The following is a 20456-nucleotide window of genomic DNA, read 5'->3' as shown; positions in this document are numbered from 1 at the left end:
CGCTACGACGAAACAGGAGTTCTTCATGCGATCGACACATCTTTTCATTGGCGGCACCCTACTGTCCGTGCTTCTTGCGGGCTCGGCCCTTGCCCAATCGGCAAGCGGTCCAGTCGAGACGCGCAAGGCGAACGGCGCAGGCCAAACGCCGGCCTTTGAGGGCCAGACGCGGGCCAGTCAGCCGGCGCAGATGCCGAAGATCGAGGCGCAGGTCGTGGCCGAGGGCCTGCCGCATCTGTGGGCGATGGAGTTCTTGCCGGATGGCCGCATGCTTGTCACCGCCAAGGAAGGCACGATGCACATCATCGGCGCCGATGGTAAGGCGAGTGCCGCTTTGGAAGGCGTGCCGGAGGTTGATGCTGCCGGACAGGGCGGCCTGCTCGATGTGGCGCTGGCGCCTGATTTCGAAAGCTCGGGCCTGATTTTCTTCTCTTTCTCCGAACCGCGTGATGGCGGCAACGGCACTTCGGTCGCCTCAGCGAAACTCGTTCAATCGGGCGACAGCGCGTCGCTTCAGCATTCCAAGGTGATCTTCCGTCAGATGCCGACCTATGATGGTGACAAGCATTACGGCTCGCGCCTCGTCTTTGGACCTGCGGGTGAACTTTACGTCACCGTCGGCGAACGCTCGGACCGCCAGACACGGGTGCAGGCGCAGGATGTGGCAAGCGGCTTCGGCAAGGTCTTCCGGATCGACATGAGCGGCAAGGCATTGCCGGACAACCCGCTAGTCGGCACGGATGGCGCAATGCGGGAAATCTGGAGCTACGGCCACCGCAACCTTCAGGCCGCAGCGCTGGACGGTCAGGGCCGGCTCTGGACGGTCGAACATGGCCCCAAGGGCGGCGACGAGCTGAACCGGCCTCAGGCCGGCAAGAATTACGGCTGGCCGAAGGTGACGTATGGCGTCGAGTATTCAGGCGGTCCGATCGGCGATGGCATCACAGAACTCCAGGGCACGGAGCAGCCGGTCTACTATTGGGATCCGGTCATCGGCCCGTCAGGCATGACTTTCTATGAAGGAGACGCAGTCCCGGAATGGAAGGGCGCCTTCCTCATTGGCGGTCTCGTGACGCAGGGGCTTGTCGTCCTTCACATGGAGAACGACAAGGTGAAGTTCGAAGAGCATGTTCCGCTCGATGCTCGAATCCGCGACGTCAAGGTCGGCGCGGACGGGACAATCTATGCACTGACCGAACAGCGCGGCGGTGGATCGACGATCCTCAAATTGACCAAGGCTTGATCGAGTGTTGCGACGTTGCCTCCTGCCCAAACCTTCTCCCCGTCACGACGGGGGAAGGTGGACCGAAGGGTCGGATGAGGGCATTCGTCGGCCGAAAATTTATCGCAATTTCGCCTTCAGCGAGGTATCCGGAAAGCATGTTGGTGCAAGCCCGTTCTTCGCCTGCCAGTCACCGAGCGCCCGGCGCGTCTTGTATCCGGGTAGACCGTCCGAACCGCCGACATCGTAACCCTTGGCTTCCAGCGCCCTTTGCATGGCGGCGACGTCCGAGCGCAGCATCTTGCCGACATTGCCCCACGTACCCTTGAAAGCACCGCCGCCGCCGGAAATCCGGTCCGCGAGATTGCCGATGAACAGGGCATAGAGATCGGAATTGTTGTATTCCTTAATCACGTAGAAATTCGGCGTGACGATGAATTCCGGGCCGTTGCGGCCGGCAGGAACCAGCATCATGCCGCTTGCACCGGCTTCCTTTGCTGGAAAGGCTTTGCCTGAAATCCGGGTTATGCCGGTCGCGGTCCATTCGGAAATCGGCTTGGCGAGATCCGGCCCTTCCTGCGCACAGGATACATTGGACGGGATCGAAACCTCGTAGCCCCAGTCGCGGCCTGCCTGCCAGCCTTTCTTTGAAAGATAGTTGCCGATCGAGCCCAGCGTATCCGGCACCGAGTTCCAGATGTCGCGGCGACCGTCCCCATCGAAATCGACGGCATATTTCAAAAAGCTGGTCGGGAGGAATTGCGGCTGGCCCATGGCCCCCGCCCAGGAGCCGCGCATGGCCGCCTCCGAGACATCCTTGCTGTCGAGAATGTGCAGGGCGGCAATCAGCTCGCGCCGGAAAAGCTCCGGCCGTGTCGAAAGAAAGGCTTTGGTGGCCAGCACGTCGATAATCGGATGGGGGATCTTCGCCCGGCCAAAGCCGGATTCGCGACCCCATATGGCAACGATGATACCACCAGGCACGCCATAGGTCCGCTCGACCTTGCGCAGCGTCGCCGCATGGGTCTTGGCCAGGGAGCGACCCGTTGCCGCTAGCCCCTGCAGCCGCTTTTCGGAAAAATAGGATCCCGGCGATGAAAACTCCGCCTGGCTCTGTTTGCGATCCCCGGCCGGCTTGCTGCCGGGCAGGACGAGATCGGGCAGATCCCAGTTGAGTTTGACGCCGGCAAAGGCCGTCTTGAAGCTGTCCGCGGTAATGCCGCCCTTTTGCGCCTCCGGCCAGAGATCGCTCTGCAGCCATTGCCGGAACTGCGCCTCGGTCTCTGCCTTTGATGCGGCGAGAGAGGGAGGGGCGCAAGGGCCAGGACAGTTGCCAGCAACCCGAGGCGAATTCTCCGCATTGTCGTTCTCAAATCGCCGTCCTCGCCCTCAGTGCTGCCGTCAGCGTGCCTTCGTCCAGATAATCGAGTTCCCCGCCGACCGGAACGCCGTGGGCCAGCCGGGTGATCTTGACCCCCAGCCCGTCGAGCTGGTCGGTGATGTAATGCGCCGTCGTCTGCCCCTCGACCGTGGCGTTCACGGCGATGATCAGCTCGCGCACGCTGCCTTTCGACACACGTTCGACGAGACCGCGAATATTCAGGTCATCGGGCCCAACGCCGTCGAGCGGCGAGAGCGTGCCGCCCAGCACGTGATAGGCCGTGTTCATCGTGCTCGCCCGCTCCAGAGCCCAGAGGTCGGACACGTCCTCGACCACGATGATGACGCTGTTGTCGCGACGTTCGTCCGCGCAGACACTGCAGGGGTCGATGGTATCGACATTGCCGCAGCAGGAGCAGATGCGAACCTTGCGGTGGGCTTCGCCCATGGCATCGGCGAGCGGGCCTAAGAGTTGGTCCTTCTTCTTGACGAGATGAAGCGCTGCCCGGCGCGCCGAGCGCGGTCCCAGCCCAGGTACCTTTGCCAGAAGCTGGATCAGTTTTTCAATTTCGGGGCCGGTGACTCGCTTTGCCATGCGGCGTTTCTATCCCATATCTGTCGGGAACGGAATCGCTCCCGGCGGTTTTCCGCGACCGTTAACAAGGTTGAAGTCGATGCTATCAATGAAAATCCTTGCCGTCTGCGCCGGCACTGCCCAGCGGCTGCCCGGCAAGTCCACCAAGACCGGCATCTTCAAGCATCCGGTCGAGGCCGCGATGATGATCGATAGGGAAGGGCTGATCGGCGATGCGATCTGCAACCGCAAACATCATGGCGGTGTCGACCAGGCCATCTATGGAATGGGCTCCGTCGATCTCGACTGGTGGTCTGGCGAGCTGGGTTCAACGGTATCCCCCGGCACGTTTGGAGAGAATCTGGTGATCACGGGTGTCGACAGCCGCAGTGTTTCGGTTGGAGACCGGTTCGAAACCGAGCATGTCCTTCTGGAAGTGACATCGACGCGCATACCCTGCGCGACCTTTGCAGCCCGGATGCAGGATCCCCATTTCCCGAAGCGATTCAACAGGGCTGGGCGACCGGGATTTTATTGCCGGGTGCTTAAGGAAGGGGCTATTCAATCCGGTGATACCGTCGTGCTTCATCCCTTTTCCGGCGAACGTGTCACCATGCCGGAAATGCTCGAGACCTACGGGCGCAACCTTTCTCCCGCCGACCGGGCGCGTTATCTCGCAGCGCCGATCCACCACAAGCTGAGGGCAAAACTCTTAAGCCTCTGACGTGTGGAGCCGCAACCAATGCGGGTTTCGGCTTTAACCATCCCGGCAAGTCCCGCTTTCTTTCTTGCCTGTCCCGATCTATGAGAGACCCTGTCGCGACGCACTGGCTTTTAGCCAGAGACGTCGGGAGGAGTAGATGATCACGCATGCACCGCAGCTCTGGATCGCATCGGCAAGGCCGGTGCGAACGGTAACCGCGTTGTCTTGCAAAACGGTGTCAGGACGGATCATGCAGGCGTTGGCAAGAGTGGCATGCAGCACGCTGAAGCTTCCCTTGATGGTTGCCGTTGCGGTCATATCCCTCGTCTCTCCCACCATGGCCCAGCCGGGCGGATGTTCGATGACCCCGGTTGCATCTTCCACCGCAAAAGGCGCGGAAGCTGCACGTCTGCGCCGCCAGATTGCCGCCAATGAAGCGTTCAGCGTCAAACATGGCTGCGCCTCCGGCAAATCGTCACTGGCCTGCCGCGAAATCTTCAGCCGCATATCCGGGGCCAGCCGGCGCCTTGCGCAGATATCCGTGGCGCCCGCAGCGCAGGCGCGCTGCGCCAGGCCCGTCGGCCGGCAAAACATGTTAGAGGCTTTCCTCGTGCCCCGCCGTGAGAAGCAGCCGGAACAGCGACGCGACGTCAAGGACGATACCAATGCGCTGAATCGCAAGGCCCCGATACAGGCGGCGCGGATGGAAACCATGTGCGTCCGCCTGTCGGATGGCTACTTCTTCCCTTCGCCGAATTCCGGCTATGGCAATTCACGCGACACGGACAAGATCGCGGTGCAATGCAAATTCATCTGCGACGACGCGGAGATGGATGTCTACCGGATGACAGGTGCAGACCGGAACGCAGACGATATGGTGTCGCTCACGACCGGCAAGCGCTACGCGGAGCTGGCCAATGCCGGTGCTTACAGGGTCGCCGTTCCGGCCAGAACCTGCGACATGGCCCGTTATTATAAGACGGCCCTGGCGCGCAGCCCGTCCGCCGTGGCTGTTGATCTCGGCGTATCGGCGTCCGATTCGGCCGTTCCCGTACCGCTGCTTGCCATGAACATGAGCCTGATGAGTGATGTCGGGCTGCGGGGCAGCCGCAGCCTCGTGACCGACCGTCCGCGCAAGGTGCGGATTGTCGGCCCGGCCTACCTGCCGCTGGAAGAATAGGCGCCAGCAAGGCAAGACGGAGGCCCATCCGCCGATCAGGTCGATGGTATGCCTCTTGGGTCGGCAGGTCCGCAGGGCATGCCAGTCTTTCCCGGCGTCAGCGCAACATCTCAACGGTCGCCATATGTCTCGTGCAGCCTGTTGACCTGGTCGATCACCTCCGGCGTCAGGGCCTCGCCAAAGTCTGCCGCTTCATAGAAAGGGCGAATCTCGATCTCGCTCGGCCCGGACATCGGGTTCGGACAGCGTTTCACCCACGCGATCGCCTCGTCCATATCCTTGACCTGCCATATCCAGAACCCTGCGACCACTTCCTTCGTCTCCGCGAAAGGCCCGTCGATGACCAAGCGGTCGACGCCGTCGAAAGCGACGCGCTTGCCTTTTGATGATGGCTTCAGTCCATCACCCGAGAGCATGATTCCGGCTTCGAGAAGCGCCTCGTTGAACTTGCCCATTTCGAGCATAAGCTCCGTCGTCGGCATAACCCCTGCTTCGCTTTCGGTTGTCGCTTTTACCATAACCATGACGCGCATCGTCTGTCTCCTGTCGTTGGCCGAGGCTTTGTCGCTCTCTGCCTGGAAGACGCTGGACGTTGGCCTCGACCGACATCCCGTCAGAAATTATTTCAATCGCCTTGAGCGCGTCCCGATCGCAGATCCACTCTTTTACCGGGAAGACCCTGGTGTTTTTAGAACGGCAGCTTCATGCCGGGCGGGATCGGCAGGCCGGCGGTCAGTTCGCGGGTTTTTTCGGCGGTGATGGCTTCGGCCTTGTCCTTGCCGTCCTTGTGGGCAGCGACGATCAGGTCTTCGAGAATCTCGACATCGTCTTCCTTGAACAGCGACGGATCGATCTTGATGCCCTTCAGATTGCCCTTGCCGTCCATACGCAGGGAGACGAGGCCGCCGCCTGAGGTGCCGTTGACTTCAAGAGCGGAGATTTCCTCCTGCATCTTCTCCATCTTGGCCTGCATTTCCTTGACCTTGCCCATCATGCCCATGATGTCACGCATCGCGATCTCCTGATTTTGTCTCGATAGGAATGTAACTAGTGCTCGATGTCGTCGCCGGGAAGGATGTCGCCTTCGTCGGACTCGGCAGCAGCCAAGGCCACGGGGGCCAGTTCCGATTCGGGCTCCGGTCCCTTGATGCGGACGTCGGTGATCCTGGCGCCCGGAAAGCGCGCGAGGATCGCGGCAACATCCGGATCCTGCCGGGCATCGCTCACGCGCCGTTCCTGCGCCTGGGTTTCCGCCTCGATGAGGGTCGGTTGGCCCGGCTCGCGGCTGAGGATCACCATCCAGCGGCTGCCGGTCCATTCCTCAAGCTTCTTCTGCAGATCGGCGACCAGTGTCTTTGGGGCGTCGTCGGGAAGATTGATTTCCAACCGTCCCGGTTCAAGGTTGACCAGCCGCACGAAGCCGCGGACCAAGGTTTTCAGCCGGATATCGCGGTTCGCGGCGCAGAGATCGGCGATATCGCTAACCGAGCGAATGGGAACCTTCGGCTCCGTTTTGATTGCCGGGGCTTCGACCGGCTTTGCTTCCGTTTTACCGAGCGCTGCCACCGGCTGTTCGCCCGTATCAGGCACAGCGCGCAGCATGGTCGCGCCATTTCCCGTCACGCGCTGGGCTGGCACGGGATCACTGCCGCGGGCCTGGACCGGATTGCTGATGCTTGACGATGCGCCACCGCCATTGCCGCCGGGTATCGCGGGCGGGCGTTGCGATTCCGAGCCAGAAAGCTCCAGGAGCCTGCGGGCGGCGTCCTCAGGTGCGGGAAGATTGGCCGCATGCGCAAGCCGGATGATCACCATTTCGGCAGCACCTGAAGGCCGCGACGAGCTTTCGGTTTCCGGAATGCCCTTGAGCAGCATCTGCCACATGCGCGACAGGGTGGTGACCGCGATGCTGCCGGCAAATTCCGCGCCACGCAGCCTCTCGATCTCGCTCAACGACTGGTCGCCGGTTGCGTCAGGAACATATTTCAGCCGGGTGACGAGATGGGTGAAATCGGCAAGATCCGTCAGGACCACGGACGGGCTGGCGCCCGCCTCGTATTGGCCGCCAAATTCTTGCAAGGCCGCCGCGACATCGCCCTTGACGATATGCTGAAACAGATCAACGATCCGGGCACGGTCTGCAAGGCCGAGCATGGAGCGCACGGCCTCGACCTCGACCACGCCGCCGCCATGGGCGATCGCCTGGTCGAGCAGCGACAGGCCGTCGCGCGCCGAGCCTTCCGCCGCGCGCGCAATCATCGCCATCGCATCCGGATCGGCCGAAATACCTTCCTTGCCGAGAATGGTGGTGAACAGCCCGACGAGATCCGATGCCCCGATGCGGCGCAGGTCGAAGCGCTGGCAACGCGATAGGACGGTGATCGGGACCTTGCGGATTTCGGTGGTCGCGAAGATGAACTTCACATGCTCCGGCGGCTCTTCGAGCGTCTTCAACAGACCGTTGAAAGCCTGCGTCGAGAGCATGTGCACTTCATCGATGATATAGACCTTGTAGCGCGCCGAAACCGGGCGGTAGCGCACCTGCTCGATGATTTCGCGGATATCGTCGATGCCGGTGTGGGAGGCGGCGTCCATCTCGATGACATCGACATGGCGGCCTTCCATGATCGCCTGGCAATGTTCACCGGGAATGCGCAGGTCGATCGTCGGCTTGTCGATCTCCGATGTCTTGTAATTGAGCGCGCGAGCGAGAATGCGGGCGGTCGTCGTCTTGCCCACGCCGCGAACGCCGGTCAGCATATAGGCCTGAGCGATGCGGCCGGTCTCGAATGCGTTGGTGAGCGTGCGCACCATCGGTTCCTGGCCGACCATCAGGTCGGAGAAATCCTTCGGCCGGTATTTTCGCGCAAGGACGCGGTAGGCGGCGGGCTTTTCGGCGGGTGTGATCAGGATATCTTCGCTCATCGCCCTTTTTCCCCAGAGGGGCCGCTTGGCTTCAAGTCGTGTCCAGAAAGGACAGAAGGAAAAGGGTGGGAGGCTGGCACGATGACCCGTGCCTAGCTCGTTGGGGCTGCTTCCTTCCGGACCTGACCCGGTTGGCGAGTGGCTCGTCCACCACCAACCTCCCAGCTTTCATATCGGCAATATCGAAACCAAATGCAAGCCACGCCTTCAAAAAACTGCTATCGATTTCCAAAACAAAGAGAATATCAGATACCTCACCGGGAGATTTTCTTGCCTGCCTTCGATCTTGATGAACGTCTTGCCCGCGACAGCCTGCTGGTCGCGCCGATCGGCCTGTGCCAACTTCGTCTGCTCAACGATTGCCGCTGGCCCTGGCTCGTCCTTGTTCCCCAGCGCAACGGCGTCTCCGAGATCTTCGATCTCACACCGCTCGATCAGGTGATGCTGTCTTTCGAGACCAACCTCGTCGCCACGGCATTGAAAAAATAACCGGTGCGACCAAGATCAATGTCGGTGCGCTCGGCAACATCGTCCGCCAGCTCCATGTCCACATCATTGCCCGCAAAGAGGGTGATGCCAACTGGCCGGGTCCAGTCTGGGGATATGGAAAGGCGGAGCCCTGGGACGAGGCGGACCGCGAAAGATTTGCAGCACGGATACTGGAAAACCTCTGATCATGACGAAATCGATCTTCGACCTGCGCAGCCCGCATCCCGAGCCGAGCACGCTCGTCGCCTTTGCCGAAAACCATCTCGACCGACAGTCCGAACATCGCGCCGACGATTGCGTCGAGACGGCCTTCAAGGTCGAGGGCGCGCATGTCTTTGCCTTTTCCGGCGGCAAGCTGGTGGTCAAGCACGACGAAAAGATCATCGATCCGCTGTTTGCGCCGTATGAATTGGCAGGCCTCGAACCGGAACTGGACGATGCGATCCTGCTCGGCTTCCTGCCCAATGGCGAACCTCGCCTCGCGGTGCCGATCGGGCTTACCGAAGAAACGCTGCCGGCCCCCTTCAAGCTCGCCGATGGCCGCACGCTCTACCGGCAGCAGATGCTGCCCGACGAGGTGCTTGGCCAGTTTGCGCAGGCTTCCAGCCTGATTGTCTGGAACGCCACGAACCGCTTCTGCGGCAAGTGCGGCTCGGGCATGGAAAGCAAAGCCGGCGGTTACCGGCGCGTCTGCACCGCCTGTGGTCACATGGTGTTTCCGCGCACCGACCCTGTTGTCATCATGCTGACCATAGATCTGGAGCGCGATCTCTGCCTGCTGGGCCGCAGCCCGCATTTTCCGGAGGGCATGTATTCCTGCCTCGCCGGCTTCCTGGAGCCCGGCGAAACGATCGAGAATGCGGTGCGCCGCGAAACGCAGGAGGAATCCGGCATCCGCATCGGCCGCGTACGGTATCACGCCTCGCAGCCCTGGCCGATGCCGCACACTTTGATGATCGGCTGTTATGCCGAGGCGAAGTCACGCGAGATCCATCGCGATGATCAGGAACTGGAAGACTGCCGCTGGTTCACCCGCGAGGAGACGGCGGCGATGCTGGCCCGCAATACCGGCGTTTCGCAGGGGCCGGGCGAACAGGTTCCGCCGCCGAAGGGGGCGATTGCCCACCAGTTGATGCGCGATTGGCTGGACTGGAACGTGCCGTCCTGAGAGCAGTCCGATCATGGCGCGCTCGGAGCGGCTGCTCGAACTCATGCAGGTGCTGCGCCGCTATCGCCAGCCGGTCAGCGGCCGCGTTCTGGCGCAGGAGACGGGCGTCAGCCTGCGCACGCTCTACCGCGACATTGCCAGCCTGCAGTCCCAAGGCGCCGTCATCGAAGGGGAGCCGGGCATTGGCTATGTGCTGAAGCCGGGCTTCATGCTGCCACCGATGATGTTCGGCCGCGAGGAGATCGAGGCGCTGGTTCTGGGCTCCCGCTGGGTTGCGCGCAGCGGCGACAAACTCTTGGCGCAAGCGGCGACCGACGCGCTCGCAAAGATCGCTGCCGTGCTTCCACAGGAGTTGCGCGACGATCTCGATGCCTCAACGCTCCTGGTCGGCGCAAAACCAGGACCTCTCGAGGTCGTCGATCTCTCGACCCTGCGTGATGCCATTCGTCGTGAGCGCAAGTTGCACCTGCTTTACACCGACAATGATGGCCGGCAAACGGAGCGCGTCGTCTGGCCCTTTGCTCTGGGTTTTTTCGAGCAGGTTCGTGTTGTGATCGCATGGTGCGAAATGCGGAACGATTTCCGCCATTTCCGCACGGACCGTGTGGCGGCAGTGACCGTTTCGGAAATTCGCTACCCGCGTCGGCGTCAGGTACTGCTGAAGGAATGGCGAATCCAGGAAATCGATTCCCGAAAGACTGCTGACAGAAACTGACAGCATGGCCGCCTATCCTGAACTCCCATCAAAAGGAGATATGGATATGGCAAGACTCAACCTCATCATACTGTCCGTGGAAGACCCGCTGGCAAGTGTGACCTTCTACCGCTCAATTCTCGGCCAGGAGCCGCGCTTCGAAGTGCCGACATTCTCGTCCTTCGAGATCTCTGGCGGCTGGACGCTTGGGCTTTTGTCGACGAAATCCACGTCGTCCTTGCCGCCGGGCGAGGGCAATCGCATGGAGATCGGTTTCATGGTGGAAAACGAAGCGGCAGTCCAGGCGCTCTACGAGGATTGGCAGGCCAAGGGAGTGACGATCGCCGAGGCGCTTGCGGTCAAGGACTTCGGTCCGACCTTCGTCGGATCAGATCCGGACGGTCATCGCCTTCGCGTGTGCCTGAACGACGCTTAGGCTAAAAATGAATCAGGCCCGACAGGGAATGTCCGGGCCTTTCGGGCGATCTCCGCCGGTGAGACGGCGGAGATGATCGCTGACTGGAGGGCAGCGTTGGTCTTAGCGGCCGTAGACGGCGCTGTTGATTTCCGAGCGCGAAATGCCGAGGTCGCTGAGGGTGTGGTCGCTAAGGCGGCTCAGTTCGCGAACGGCGCGGCGATTGATGGCATACTGTACGAGTTTCTGACGGAAGTTCATGATGTCTCTCCTTGTTCGGTTGACAAGAAGATACGCATTTGCACAAAAAATAAGTAGCGCAATGATTGCAGATTAGGCATGCGTTGGACGCGGGGCGCCGGACATTTTCCCGCCGGAATCGCCGGATTCCAGCGGATTGAAGCCGCATTCGGGCATGAAATTGCCGCAAAGATTAACGGCTGCTTAAATGCCTTTCAAATTGGCAGCGCCGTCAGAGCGTGCGCCGCATGGGGTGTGCGCCATAGGTGCCGAGAAGGCGCACTTTTTCGGAGAAGAACTTCAGCTCCTCCAGCGCCCGGGCAACGTTCGGATCGGAGGGATGACCCTCGATGTCGGCATAGAACTGGGTGGCGATGAACTTGCCGCCCAGTTGATAGCTTTCAAGCTTGGTCATGTTGATGCCGTTGGTCGCGAAACCACCGAGCGCCTTGTAGAGCGCGGCCGGAATGTTGCGGACATTGAACACGAAGGTGGTGACGATGACCTCTTCCGGTATCGACCGTGCAATTGGCTGATCCTCCAGTGACAGGACCACGAAGCGCGTGACGTTGCTTTCCGTATCCTCGACGTTCTCGGCGATGATGTCGAGGCCGTAGAGATCAGCGGCCAGGCGTGGGGCAAGGGCTGCCATCGAGCGATCATGCAGTTCCGAGACGAGCTTGGCGGCGCCAGCCGTATCGCCGGCCACCACTGGCTTCCAGCCATTGGCCCGCACGATCTTGCGGCACTGGCCAAGCGCATGGATATGGCTGTGCACCGTGCGGATTTCGTCACGGGAGACGCCGGGCAGCACCATCAGCTGGAAGCGAATCGGCATGAAATACTCGCCGACGATATGCAGGCGCGATTCCGGAAGAAGGTGATGGATGTCGGCAACGCGGCCGGCAATCGTGTTCTCGATCGGGATCATCGCCAGATCCGCCTCGCCATTTTCCACCGCAAGGAAGGCATCCTCGAAAGTCTGGCAGGGCAGAGGCTCCATCTCCGGAAACATGTCGCGGCAGGCCATGTCGGAATTGGCGCCGTAGTCGCCCTGGAAGGAGATCCGGTTTGTCTTGGTGGTCATTGCTTGGTCCGATCAGGCTTTTGCGGAGAGGATGCGCCGGGCTTTTTCAAGATCGGCCGGCGTGTCGACGCCAAGGGGGACGGATTTGACGATCTCGACATCGATGCGCATGCAGGCTTCAAGTGCCCGCAACTGCTCCAGCGATTCGCGGCGCTCGAGCGTCGAAGGCGGCAGCGAGACGAATCTCTCCAGCGCCTTACGGCGATAGGCGTAGAGGCCGATGTGGTGGTAAAGCGGGCCGTTGCCGTGCGGGGCCGTGGTGCGGGTGAAATACAACGCCCGCAGGCGCGCATCCGAAATCGGTGAACCGACGACCTTCACAACATTGGGATTGTACTTTTCCTCTTCATCAACGATCTCGACAGTCAGCGTCGCAATGTCGGTTGCCGTATTTTCCAGTGGTCGCAAGGCTGCGCGTATCGTCTCCGGTTCTATCGTCGGCAGGTCACCCTGGACATTGATGATGATTTCCGCCTTGCCTTGCGGATCGCTCTTGGTCAGCGCTTCATAGATTCGGTCGGAGCCCGATTGGTGATCGATCCGCGTCATGACGGCCTCGAAACCAGCCGATGATACCGCATCATAGGTGTCCTGGTGATCGACAGCGACGACGACCCGCCCGGCGTTTGCATCCTTGGCGCGCAAGGCCACTTGCACGATCATCGGCAAGCCGCAAATATCGGCCAGCGGCTTGCCCGGCAGGCGCGCCGATGCCATTCGCGCCGGAATGAGAATGAGAGTTCTATCCAAAATATCGAAATTCATGCTTTGGCCTTCAAAACGCACCGGAAAAGTGTCAAAAGGTCTCAGTCCAGCGTGGATAATCTCTGTTGCAACGCAGAGCCAAAAGACATAGGTTCCGCGCGATTTCAAGATGGGCAGGCATAAGTTTGTGCCAGCCGCAAGGGGAGCGTTTGCAGATGAACTCGTATGTGAACATGGGTGTGGGTGCCTTTTTGGGCACAGTCTTCGTACTGATGTCCGTGTCGATTGCATCGGAAGGCGTCTTCCACTCGGAAGCTCCTGAAAAGGAAGGCTTCGCGATCATCGCGGAAGAGGGAACAGCCGAGGCCGGCGGTGCTGCGGAAGTTGCCGAAGTCGATATCAAGCCGCTTCTCGCTGGAGCCGATGCAACGGCCGGCGCGACCGTCTTCAAGAAATGCGCAAGCTGTCATACCATCGAGAAGGGCGGACCGAACAAGGTCGGCCCCGGTCTCTGGGGTATTGTCGATCGTCCCATTGCCGCGCATGAGGGCTTTGCCTATTCGGCCGGCATGAAGACCTTTGCAGAAGCCAACAAGGCCTGGGATTATGATCATCTGAGCTTTTTCATTGAAGCACCGAAGAAGCATGTGCCGGGTACGGCCATGGGTTTCGCGGGCGTCAAGAAGCCGGATGAACGCGCTAACCTGATCGCCTATCTGCGCGAGCAGGCCGATGCGCCAGCTCCGCTACCGGAAGCGTCTGCAGCCGCAACGCCCGCCGCCGAAGGCGATGCAGCCAAGCCCGCGGCAGAAGGCGAAAAGCCGGCTGTCGAAGGTACAGCTCCGGCGAACTGATAGCCTCGCCAAACTTTATTCACCGATGACAAAAAGCCCGGTTCGCGCCGGGCTTTTTGCTGTCCGGCGTCTACAGCAGGATGTAGGCCCAGGCGGAGACAGAGAGCACGCCCAGCGCCGTGGTCAGCGTGATCGTCGAGGAGGCAAGGCCGTGCCCGACATTGAAATGGTTGGCGATCAGCCAGGCATTGACACCTGTCGGAACCGATGAGGTGAGCACCAAAGCCGCTGTCCAGCTTTGGTTGAGGCCTAGCAACTGGCAGGCGCCATAGACGCATGCCGGAAACACAACGAGTTTCAGCACGCTCGTGACGGATGCCATGCCGATGTTTCCCGAGAGGCCGTACTTGTCGAGCGCCATACCGATCGAGATCAGTGCTGCCGGTGCGGCGACGCCGGCAAGCTGATCGACGACGATCTTTACGGGTCCACCGAGCGGTATCCCGACCAGATGGGCGAGCGCCCCAAAGGCAAGGCCGATGACCAGCGGATTGCGGACCAGATTGCGGCCGATCCCCTTCAGCAGTTTCAGCGGGCTCTGTCCCGGCTTGCCGCTCACTTTGCGCTCGGCCCGCTCCATCAGGATCGTGCCGGCAATCATCATGACAGGCAAATGGACGGACAGCAGGATTGAGATCGCAACGATGCCTTCTTCGCCGACGCTACGCGAAACGAGCGGCAGGCCGATGAAGACCGTGTTTGCAAAGGCGGAGGATACGCCGGCCAATACGCCGATGCGCGCATCCTTGCCGAACAACAAAGTGGCTGCGACGTGACCAAGCGTCCAGGTGATTGCGACGCCGGAAAAATAGGCGACCCAGAGGGGCCAGGGCGAACCATCGCGAAAATCGGCCTCGGCGATGGTTCGAAACAGGAGAACGGGGACGGCCACCCGGAAAACGAAATCCCCCAGCGCATCGCCAACGGAGGCTTTGAGGTACTGAAACCGGACGATCAGCCATCCTGCAAGAATGAGAACGAAAATCGGAACGACATTGAGGAAGACATCGGACATCAGGCACGGATCCCGTGGAGGCAGACAACCGCCTTAATGCATAAATCTCTTGACCGGAATCGTTTTCATAAATTATCCGGCAGGATAGCGCTCATCAGAGCGTGGCCAATTATGCAGCACTCCGCTTTATCAATCGGTGCGCTTCAGTGCACTTGGTTGGCCATGTCGTAAATTTCTGGCCCCTCCGTGGCATTTTGCGATAGTTGTTTGCGTTCAAGTGATGATTTCGTTCCTGGAAAGATGCGCCCATGCCCTTTAGCGATCCTCACCACCCTCTCTGGAAGCCGGAGAACTTGCGGCGCGCCATCCACGCGGCCGGCGTCGCTCTTTGGTCTTGGAGCGTTGCCGACGACCGCTTTGCGATGGACGAACAGGCTTTCAACCTTTGGGGGCTTGTCAAAAGCGGCGAGGTGAAATTCGAAGATCTTTCCGCGCATATTCACCCGGCCGATCGAGATCGGGTGCGCGCTGCATTCACGGCGACGCGCGGAATTGTCGGGGCCTACGAGATCGATTTCCGCATCATGGTTGCAGAGGAAATTCGATGGATTTCAGCGCGGGGTTTAGGCGACGACGACGCTCTCCACGAGGGGCAGATGTTCGGCGTGTTTCTGGACGTTACCGGACGCAAGCAGGCTGAGGAAGGCAATGAACTGCTCGCCGGCGAAATGAGTCACCGCGTCAAAAATCTGCTGGCCATTGCCGTCGGGCTTACCAACATTACCTCGCAATCGACGACAACCGCCAAGGAAATGGCCCAGGAGCTAACGGGGCGATTGACGGCCCTTGGCCGAGCGCATGATCTTGTGCGGCCAATTCCCGGCAGCCAGGGACATGCGGCCCTATTGGGCGATCTCCTGTCGGTCCTGCTGTCCCCTTACGAGGATTTGGGGGCTTTCAAAGGCCGCATCCGGGTTGCAGTTCCTCGCATGGGCGTCGGCGAGGCGGCGGCAACAGCCTTGTCTCTCATTTTTCACGAATTGGCGACGAATTCGCTGAAGTACGGCGCGCTCTCCATGGATACAGGGATACTCGATCTTTCCGGCTTGACGGACGATGATGAGGTTACGCTGACTTGGACGGAGCGAGGGGGCCGACGGTGGAGCCTCCGGATAGCGCAGGGGGCTATGGAAGCAAGCTGCTCAACCGAAGTGTATCGGGCCAACTCGGTGGCACCATCACCTACGACTGGTCGCCGAAGGGAGTTGTGGTTACTCTGCGGCTGAAAGGCGAAAAGCTGGCCAGGTAAAAGACGAGCGCCTTCGTCCGGATCACCGGAATTTCGTTGCGGGATGCTGGTCAAGAGGGTGCTGTTGTCGCCATTTTCGCGCAAGAAATGCGTGCGATTGTACTTACTCAAGAGCCTCTGGAACCGGACGCGTTTGAAGAAAATCATTTGACGCGAGACGATTAGACAAATTTGGCGCGTCCTGTCCGACGCGCAGCGCCAGGGGAGGGGCGTTTGTGATGAATGAAAAATGGTGGCAGGAGCCCGTCGTGCTGGAACTCGACGAAATCGGCAAATACAGGTTCATCCATAATACGCGCGAGGCCGCGGAATGCCTGCTTGACCGCTGGCCCGTCCACGACGGCAAGGCATACAAGGCTGCCATTCGCATGTGCGGCTATGTCCTCAATGGCATGCAGCCGGCAGATTACGCCCGCCAGGACTTCATTGCAGCCGCCGTCGAGGCGCTCATCCATGTCAGGCCATCGCACTAACACCTCCCGCAGGCAACGGCGTTTATACGCTTTATCGAATGGAACATTCAGCACGGCGACACGTTCAGTCCCACAAGCAGGGGGTGGCGTCATGGTTCCGTATATTCAGGGTTTTTCCCATCCGGACGATGATCCGCATCTTTCTGGCGACGATCTGGCGCAGAAGGTCTTGCGCTATATCCGTTATGTCGCCCTTGTCGATACCTCTGAACTGTCCGTCTTCGCGCTCGATCGGATGGTCGTGCTGACAGGATATGTCTCCTGCGAAGCGGAGCGCGGGTGTATCGAGGACGCGGCAGCGTCTGTCATCGGCGTCCATTTGGTCGAAAACCGCGTCGAGGTCCGCGTCAAGCCGAATTGACGCCTCTGAGGCAAACGCGTTCTTCCCTTTTGCATTCGGCGCAGCCGCGCGATAAGTCAGCGGGGTTGCGAAGGTTGTTGCAGCCACGTTCCGTGGCTCTCCTTCGCGCAAACGAGTGAACCGAATGAGCCATATCGTGCCCGGGCGATCCTGCGCTGCGTGTTCTCTCTGTTGCATTCTGCCCGATATCGATGCGCTGGCAAAACCGGCGAATACCGTCTGTCGTCACTGCGCACCGGGCGTGGGATGCCTCGTCTATGCTGATCGCCCCCAACTCTGCGCGGACTTCCACTGCCGCTGGATAACGGATGTATCGATGGCTCCCGCGTGGGAACCCACCCTCGCGCATATGATGGTCTATGCGCAGGGGCCGCAAATCACCGTGCTCGTTGATCCGGCCCAGCCGGATGCCTACATGCAAGCGCCGTATTGGGAAGATCTGCAGCAATGGGCCGCAGACATTGATGCAAGTGGCGGCTTCGTCATCGTTTTCGTCGGAGATACGGCCATCAAGGTCGAGCCTGAGCTCCGCAAGCGGTGACGAAGAACAGTGAAGGGCGCGGAACTTTGACGCGCCATGACCATTGCTGGCTCTGACCAGCAGGAGTTCTTATGAAACGCGAAGAGATTTTCAGTCCCCTCACCGATATCGACCTGAAGAGGCTCAATCGTTTGCGCCAACTCGCGAGGGTAATGGACACGGCCATCCATGTGCCGGGCACAAGCATCCGTCTGGGGGCGGATTCGATTCTGGGCTTGTTGCCGATCGCCGGCGATGCCGGCGGCGCTCTTGTGGGGCTCTACATCGTCAACGAGGCGCGCAGGCTTGGCGTTCCCTCCCATAAGCTAGCCCGCATGGTCTCCAACGTGGCGCTCGACGGTTTGGTCGGTAGCGTCCCGTTGGTTGGTGATATCTTCGACCTCTACTTCAAATCGCACCGCCGCAACGTGAAGATCATTCTCGATCATTTCGGCATGCCCGAATGAGGGAGCGAATTGGCCAGGGGTGAGGGGAAACATCAACAAGAAAAAATGGCGGACAGGGCGGGATTCGAACCCGCGGTACGCTCTCACGCACACACACTTTCCAGGCGTGCGCCTTAAACCACTCGGCCACCTGTCCGTTTTATCGATCCTCCGGTGGTTAGGCCGGGGGATTTGAAGCAAAGCTGAAGGCTTTCTTCGGAGCATCGGGCGGCCAGGGCCAGCCCGTTTGGTGTCGCATGGTGCAAACCAGCGGACCGGCGCGATATATACCGATGAATTCCAAGGGATCAACTGAATTCTGACAGTTATTTGACTTCTTGTGACGGCGTAGCCTTGAAGCGCACATTGCACTCGCGGCCCGGTGCCCCTATTTCTTGTTTCGATGAGAGCGCCGGACGCTTCGAAGGATGGCCACAGCGCGTGGTCGGGGGTGAAGACTGCATGCGTTTCCTGCTGAGGATGTTGAGCTTTGTCTTCCTGGTGGTCGGCGTGCTGATCGCTTCGGTGGACACAATCCAGTCGGTGTCCGCATCCGAGGTTGTCCTCACGCCGCTCGGCGTTGCTGTCGCCTCTATTGGGCAGAGTGCGCTGGACACCGTCCAGTCGCTGGAAAAGGCGCAGGCGGAGCCGGCGATGTGGACGCGGTCCATCCGTTGGCTGCTCGTTCAGCCGGCCTTCGCGGTGCTTTTCGCTTTTGCGTTGCTGTTGTGGATGCTCGCCTATCGGCGTCCGGCCCCTGCCGGCCGGTTCTCGGCCTGAGGGTCAAGATGATCGTCAGATTTTAAGATTCGATAGTTGTGCCGGCCCTATGACCGGTCAGAATGTCAGTATGACAAGGAGACAGCCATGTTCCTGATCGACATGTTCAACAAGAAGACGGCGATGCCGGACGCAGATACGGCGCTTGCGGGACGCGAGACCGAAATCCCGACATCAGCCACCCATTTTGTCAATGGACACGCCCTGAAGGGGCCGTATCCCTCCGGCTACAAGCAAGTGGAGCTCGGCATGGGTTGCTTCTGGGGAGCCGAGCGTCTGCTCTGGCAGGTGCCTGGCGTCCATGTGACGGCGGTCGGGTATGCCGGTGGCTATACGAAGAACCCGACCTATCAGGAAACAACCACGGGGCTTACCGGCCACACGGAAGTGGTTCTGGTTGTCTACGATCCGGCGAAGGTCGCGTTTGCTGATATCCTCAAGATCTTCTTCGAGGAGCACGATCCGACCCAGGGCATGCGCCAGGGCAACGATATCGGCACCACCTATCGTTCGGCGATCTATGTCCGTGACGACGAGCAACTGGCGGAGGCGAGAGCTGCGCGAGACCTTTTCCAGGCGGCTTTGACCAAGGCTGGTCATACCGGCAAGGTGACGACGGAAATCGAAATGGCGGGTCGGTTCTATTTTGCCGAGGCCGAGCATCAGCAATACCTGGCCAAGAATCCGCGTGGCTATTGCGGGCTCAAGGGTACCGGGGTCAGTTGCCCGATCGGTGCCTGATCTCCGGTCAAATTTTGATCTGAACGTTCAAAAAACCGGTATTTTTGCCGGTTTTTTGCATTGATGATCTTTTTTTACCAATTGAAAAATTTCGGGTGAATTTTTGTGGAAGGCATGCAAGGATGCTGCCCAGCCAAGCCTCCCGTGCGGGAGTGGTGGTACCGCAGACACGCTCCCGAAAGAGGAGCTTGCGGGAGGACCCAACAAGATCAATAGCAACAACAGGGCTGCACAATGAAAAAACCCTCCTCGGTCTCCTTGCTTTTTCGATGATGTCGGCGACAGCGCTGGCCGCCGATATCAAGCCCGCGATCATCTATGATCTGGGCGGCAAGTTCGACAAATCCTTCAACGAGGCAGCCTTTAACGGCGCCGAGAAGTTTAAGGCCGAAAGCGGCATCGAATATCGCGAGTTCGAAATTGCCAACGACGCGCAGCGTGAGCAGGCACTTCGCCGCTTTGCTGGCGACGGCAACAACCCCATCGTCATGGCCGGTTTCTCCTGGGCCGCAGCGCTTGAAAAGGTCGCTCCGGAATACAAGGACACCAAGTTTGCAATCATCGACATGGTTGTCGATCTGCCGAACGTGAAGTCCGTCGTGTTCAAGGAGCAGGAAGGCTCATACCTCGTCGGCGTTCTCGCTGGCCTGGCTTCCAAGACAAAGACCGTCAGCTTCGTCGGCGGCATGGACATTCCGCTGATCCACAAGTTCTCATGCGGCTATGTTGGCGGAGCAAAGTCGACCGGCGCGGACGTCAAAGTGCTTGAAGCATTCACTGGCACGACGCCAGATGCGTGGAACGATCCGGTCAAGGGTGGCGAAATTGCCAAGTCGCAGATCGACCAGGGTTCGGATGTTGTCTACCACGCAGCGGGCGGAACCGGTGTGGGTGTTCTTCAGGCAGCGGCAGATGCCGGCAAACTCGGGATCGGTGTGGACTCGAACCAGAACGGCATGCAGCCGGGCAAGGTTCTGACCTCGATGCTGAAGCGCGTCGATGTCGCCGTCTATGATGCGTTCAAGTCCGCCAAGGATGACACCTATGCCTTCGGTATTTCCAATCTCGGCCTGAAGGAAGATGGCGTCGGCTATGCACTCGACGACAACAACAAGGCCCTGATCACCCCGGAAATGGCTGCAGCCGTCGAAAAGGCCAAGGCTGACATTATCGCAGGTACGATTCAGATTCACGACTACATGTCCGACGAGGCCTGCCCTTACTAAGGTCGTCGC

General features: G+C 60.0%; 22 protein-coding genes, 1 tRNA gene, 1 other RNA gene and 3 pseudogenes. 16 read left to right on the top strand and 11 right to left on the bottom strand.

From position 1 onward, the window contains the following. The first annotated feature begins 25 nt into the window (after positions 1-25). Positions 26-1243, top strand: a complete 1218-nt coding sequence (locus P6U16_RS10345; RefSeq protein WP_277703653.1) for a PQQ-dependent sugar dehydrogenase — start codon at positions 26-28, stop codon at positions 1241-1243. 99 nt (positions 1244-1342) lie between these two features. Here the strand turns inward: P6U16_RS10345 and P6U16_RS10340 are convergent. Together P6U16_RS10340 and recR are read right to left on the bottom strand one after the other, a co-directional pair. After that, positions 1343-2527, bottom strand: a pseudogene (locus P6U16_RS10340) (lytic murein transglycosylase); the annotation flags it as partial. A gap of 64 nt (positions 2528-2591) precedes the next feature. Next, positions 2592-3197, bottom strand: coding sequence for a recombination mediator RecR (gene recR, locus P6U16_RS10335; protein ID WP_277703652.1), 606 nt, complete (start codon positions 3195-3197; stop codon positions 2592-2594). Positions 3198-3285: 88 nt separating this feature from the next. On the opposite strand from recR, the gene P6U16_RS10330 reads away from it, so the two are divergent. Next, a complete protein-coding gene (locus tag P6U16_RS10330; protein ID WP_277703651.1) occupies positions 3286-3900 on the top strand; it encodes an MOSC domain-containing protein in 615 nt (204 codons plus the stop codon). A gap of 136 nt (positions 3901-4036) precedes the next feature. Beyond that, the gene (locus P6U16_RS10325; RefSeq protein ID WP_277703650.1) at positions 4037-5059 is read left to right on the top strand and encodes a DUF2865 domain-containing protein; all 1023 of its coding nucleotides are present in this window, start codon (positions 4037-4039) and stop codon (positions 5057-5059) included. Positions 5060-5169: 110 nt separating this feature from the next. On the opposite strand, the gene P6U16_RS10320 is transcribed toward P6U16_RS10325, so the two are convergent. The 4 genes from P6U16_RS10320 to ffs all read right to left on the bottom strand — a co-directional run bounded on the left by P6U16_RS10320 (position 5170) and on the right by ffs (position 8146). Then, positions 5170-5592, bottom strand: coding sequence for a YciI family protein (locus P6U16_RS10320; protein ID WP_277703649.1), 423 nt, complete (start codon positions 5590-5592; stop codon positions 5170-5172). A gap of 155 nt (positions 5593-5747) precedes the next feature. Continuing rightward, positions 5748-6071, bottom strand: a complete 324-nt coding sequence (locus P6U16_RS10315) for a YbaB/EbfC family nucleoid-associated protein (protein ID WP_277703648.1) — start codon at positions 6069-6071, stop codon at positions 5748-5750. Between the two features lie 35 nt (positions 6072-6106). Further along, on the bottom strand, positions 6107-7984 hold the full coding sequence (locus P6U16_RS10310) for a DNA polymerase III subunit gamma/tau (RefSeq protein ID WP_277703647.1): 1878 nt from the start codon (positions 7982-7984) through the stop codon (positions 6107-6109). A gap of 65 nt (positions 7985-8049) precedes the next feature. Beyond that, positions 8050-8146: signal recognition particle sRNA small type (gene ffs, locus P6U16_RS10305), an RNA gene on the bottom strand. A gap of 108 nt (positions 8147-8254) precedes the next feature. On the opposite strand from ffs, the pseudogene P6U16_RS10300 reads away from it, so the two are divergent. The 4 genes and pseudogenes from P6U16_RS10300 (at position 8255) to P6U16_RS10285 (ending at position 10771) form a co-directional block, all read left to right on the top strand. Further along, positions 8255-8658 (top strand): annotated as a pseudogene (locus P6U16_RS10300) (HIT family protein). Between the two features lie 2 nt (positions 8659-8660). Next, on the top strand, positions 8661-9641 hold the full coding sequence (gene nudC, locus P6U16_RS10295) for an NAD(+) diphosphatase (RefSeq protein WP_277703646.1): 981 nt from the start codon (positions 8661-8663) through the stop codon (positions 9639-9641). A gap of 13 nt (positions 9642-9654) precedes the next feature. Then, positions 9655-10356 carry a YafY family protein gene (locus P6U16_RS10290; RefSeq protein ID WP_277703645.1) on the top strand — a complete coding sequence of 234 codons (702 nt, stop codon included), beginning with the start codon at positions 9655-9657 and terminating at the stop codon, positions 10354-10356. 46 nt (positions 10357-10402) lie between these two features. Then, complete coding sequence (locus P6U16_RS10285; RefSeq protein ID WP_277703644.1) at positions 10403-10771, top strand: VOC family protein; 369 nt, start codon at positions 10403-10405, stop codon at positions 10769-10771. A 102-nt stretch (positions 10772-10873) separates the two neighbouring features. Here P6U16_RS10285 and P6U16_RS10280 read toward each other — a convergent pair whose 3' ends face one another. The 3 genes from P6U16_RS10280 to P6U16_RS10270 all read right to left on the bottom strand — a co-directional run bounded on the left by P6U16_RS10280 (position 10874) and on the right by P6U16_RS10270 (position 12842). Further along, complete coding sequence (locus P6U16_RS10280) at positions 10874-11011, bottom strand: DUF1127 domain-containing protein (protein ID WP_158472380.1); 138 nt, start codon at positions 11009-11011, stop codon at positions 10874-10876. A 211-nt stretch (positions 11012-11222) separates the two neighbouring features. Beyond that, positions 11223-12077 (bottom strand): prephenate dehydratase, encoded by an 855-nt coding sequence (locus tag P6U16_RS10275; RefSeq protein WP_277703643.1) that lies wholly within the window; start codon positions 12075-12077, stop codon positions 11223-11225. A gap of 12 nt (positions 12078-12089) precedes the next feature. Further along, positions 12090-12842 (bottom strand): 3-deoxy-manno-octulosonate cytidylyltransferase, encoded by a 753-nt coding sequence (locus tag P6U16_RS10270; RefSeq protein ID WP_277703642.1) that lies wholly within the window; start codon positions 12840-12842, stop codon positions 12090-12092. A 155-nt stretch (positions 12843-12997) separates the two neighbouring features. Between P6U16_RS10270 and P6U16_RS10265 the strand changes: the two genes are divergently transcribed. After that, positions 12998-13636, top strand: a complete 639-nt coding sequence (locus tag P6U16_RS10265; protein ID WP_277703641.1) for a cytochrome c family protein — start codon at positions 12998-13000, stop codon at positions 13634-13636. Between the two features lie 70 nt (positions 13637-13706). Here the strand turns inward: P6U16_RS10265 and P6U16_RS10260 are convergent, their stop codons facing one another. Continuing rightward, a complete protein-coding gene (locus P6U16_RS10260) occupies positions 13707-14651 on the bottom strand; it encodes an AEC family transporter (protein WP_277703640.1) in 945 nt (314 codons plus the stop codon). A 248-nt stretch (positions 14652-14899) separates the two neighbouring features. On the opposite strand from P6U16_RS10260, the pseudogene P6U16_RS10255 reads away from it, so the two are divergent. The 5 genes and pseudogenes from P6U16_RS10255 to P6U16_RS10235 all read left to right on the top strand — a co-directional run bounded on the left by P6U16_RS10255 (position 14900) and on the right by P6U16_RS10235 (position 17721). Then, positions 14900-15900, top strand: a pseudogene (locus tag P6U16_RS10255) (HWE histidine kinase domain-containing protein). 218 nt (positions 15901-16118) lie between these two features. Further along, the gene (locus P6U16_RS10250) at positions 16119-16373 is read left to right on the top strand and encodes a DUF982 domain-containing protein (RefSeq protein WP_277703814.1); all 255 of its coding nucleotides are present in this window, start codon (positions 16119-16121) and stop codon (positions 16371-16373) included. Positions 16374-16464: 91 nt separating this feature from the next. Continuing rightward, positions 16465-16734 (top strand): BON domain-containing protein, encoded by a 270-nt coding sequence (locus tag P6U16_RS10245; protein WP_277703639.1) that lies wholly within the window; start codon positions 16465-16467, stop codon positions 16732-16734. A gap of 124 nt (positions 16735-16858) precedes the next feature. Beyond that, on the top strand, positions 16859-17275 hold the full coding sequence (locus P6U16_RS10240; protein WP_277703638.1) for a hypothetical protein: 417 nt from the start codon (positions 16859-16861) through the stop codon (positions 17273-17275). A 71-nt stretch (positions 17276-17346) separates the two neighbouring features. Further along, positions 17347-17721: a DUF4112 domain-containing protein gene (locus tag P6U16_RS10235; RefSeq protein WP_277703637.1), complete on the top strand. Its 375-nt coding sequence runs from the start codon at positions 17347-17349 to the stop codon at positions 17719-17721. Between the two features lie 46 nt (positions 17722-17767). Here the strand turns inward: P6U16_RS10235 and P6U16_RS10230 are convergent. Beyond that, a tRNA-Ser gene (locus P6U16_RS10230) sits at positions 17768-17857 on the bottom strand. A gap of 305 nt (positions 17858-18162) precedes the next feature. On the opposite strand from P6U16_RS10230, the gene P6U16_RS10225 reads away from it, so the two are divergent. The 3 genes from P6U16_RS10225 to P6U16_RS10215 all read left to right on the top strand — a co-directional run bounded on the left by P6U16_RS10225 (position 18163) and on the right by P6U16_RS10215 (position 20447). After that, positions 18163-18480: a hypothetical protein gene (locus tag P6U16_RS10225; RefSeq protein WP_277703636.1), complete on the top strand. Its 318-nt coding sequence runs from the start codon at positions 18163-18165 to the stop codon at positions 18478-18480. Between the two features lie 87 nt (positions 18481-18567). Beyond that, positions 18568-19221: a peptide-methionine (S)-S-oxide reductase MsrA gene (gene msrA, locus P6U16_RS10220; RefSeq protein ID WP_277703635.1), complete on the top strand. Its 654-nt coding sequence runs from the start codon at positions 18568-18570 to the stop codon at positions 19219-19221. A gap of 269 nt (positions 19222-19490) precedes the next feature. After that, complete coding sequence (locus P6U16_RS10215; protein ID WP_277703634.1) at positions 19491-20447, top strand: BMP family ABC transporter substrate-binding protein; 957 nt, start codon at positions 19491-19493, stop codon at positions 20445-20447. Positions 20448-20456: the final 9 nt, after the last annotated feature.

Origin of the sequence: Rhizobium sp. 32-5/1 (assembly GCF_029537235.1) — a bacterium.
Lineage (GTDB): Bacteria > Pseudomonadota > Alphaproteobacteria > Rhizobiales > Rhizobiaceae > Pararhizobium.
The sequence above is the reverse complement of the archived record's forward strand: the minus strand, read 5'-3'. Positions and strand labels throughout refer to the sequence as shown.

Excerpts from the sequence above, each read along its gene's own strand:
- P6U16_RS10345 (WP_277703653.1), top strand. The coding sequence starts at position 26 with ATGCGATCGACACATCTTTTCATTGGCGGCACCCTACTGTCCGTGCTT.
- recR (WP_277703652.1), bottom strand. The coding sequence starts at position 3,197 with ATGGCAAAGCGAGTCACCGGCCCCGAAATTGAAAAACTGATCCAGCTT.
- P6U16_RS10330 (WP_277703651.1), top strand. The coding sequence starts at position 3,286 with ATGAAAATCCTTGCCGTCTGCGCCGGCACTGCCCAGCGGCTGCCCGGC.
- P6U16_RS10325 (WP_277703650.1), top strand. The coding sequence starts at position 4,037 with ATGATCACGCATGCACCGCAGCTCTGGATCGCATCGGCAAGGCCGGTG.
- P6U16_RS10320 (WP_277703649.1), bottom strand. The coding sequence starts at position 5,592 with ATGCGCGTCATGGTTATGGTAAAAGCGACAACCGAAAGCGAAGCAGGG.
- P6U16_RS10315 (WP_277703648.1), bottom strand. The coding sequence starts at position 6,071 with ATGCGTGACATCATGGGCATGATGGGCAAGGTCAAGGAAATGCAGGCC.
- P6U16_RS10310 (WP_277703647.1), bottom strand. The coding sequence starts at position 7,984 with ATGAGCGAAGATATCCTGATCACACCCGCCGAAAAGCCCGCCGCCTAC.
- nudC (WP_277703646.1), top strand. The coding sequence starts at position 8,661 with ATGACGAAATCGATCTTCGACCTGCGCAGCCCGCATCCCGAGCCGAGC.
- P6U16_RS10290 (WP_277703645.1), top strand. The coding sequence starts at position 9,655 with ATGGCGCGCTCGGAGCGGCTGCTCGAACTCATGCAGGTGCTGCGCCGC.
- P6U16_RS10285 (WP_277703644.1), top strand. The coding sequence starts at position 10,403 with ATGGCAAGACTCAACCTCATCATACTGTCCGTGGAAGACCCGCTGGCA.
- P6U16_RS10280 (WP_158472380.1), bottom strand. The coding sequence starts at position 11,011 with ATGAACTTCCGTCAGAAACTCGTACAGTATGCCATCAATCGCCGCGCC.
- P6U16_RS10275 (WP_277703643.1), bottom strand. The coding sequence starts at position 12,077 with ATGACCACCAAGACAAACCGGATCTCCTTCCAGGGCGACTACGGCGCC.
- P6U16_RS10270 (WP_277703642.1), bottom strand. The coding sequence starts at position 12,842 with ATGAATTTCGATATTTTGGATAGAACTCTCATTCTCATTCCGGCGCGA.
- P6U16_RS10265 (WP_277703641.1), top strand. The coding sequence starts at position 12,998 with ATGAACTCGTATGTGAACATGGGTGTGGGTGCCTTTTTGGGCACAGTC.
- P6U16_RS10260 (WP_277703640.1), bottom strand. The coding sequence starts at position 14,651 with ATGTCCGATGTCTTCCTCAATGTCGTTCCGATTTTCGTTCTCATTCTT.
- P6U16_RS10250 (WP_277703814.1), top strand. The coding sequence starts at position 16,119 with ATGAATGAAAAATGGTGGCAGGAGCCCGTCGTGCTGGAACTCGACGAA.
- P6U16_RS10245 (WP_277703639.1), top strand. The coding sequence starts at position 16,465 with ATGGTTCCGTATATTCAGGGTTTTTCCCATCCGGACGATGATCCGCAT.
- P6U16_RS10240 (WP_277703638.1), top strand. The coding sequence starts at position 16,859 with ATGAGCCATATCGTGCCCGGGCGATCCTGCGCTGCGTGTTCTCTCTGT.
- P6U16_RS10235 (WP_277703637.1), top strand. The coding sequence starts at position 17,347 with ATGAAACGCGAAGAGATTTTCAGTCCCCTCACCGATATCGACCTGAAG.
- P6U16_RS10225 (WP_277703636.1), top strand. The coding sequence starts at position 18,163 with ATGCGTTTCCTGCTGAGGATGTTGAGCTTTGTCTTCCTGGTGGTCGGC.
- msrA (WP_277703635.1), top strand. The coding sequence starts at position 18,568 with ATGTTCCTGATCGACATGTTCAACAAGAAGACGGCGATGCCGGACGCA.
- P6U16_RS10215 (WP_277703634.1), top strand. The coding sequence starts at position 19,491 with ATGATGTCGGCGACAGCGCTGGCCGCCGATATCAAGCCCGCGATCATC.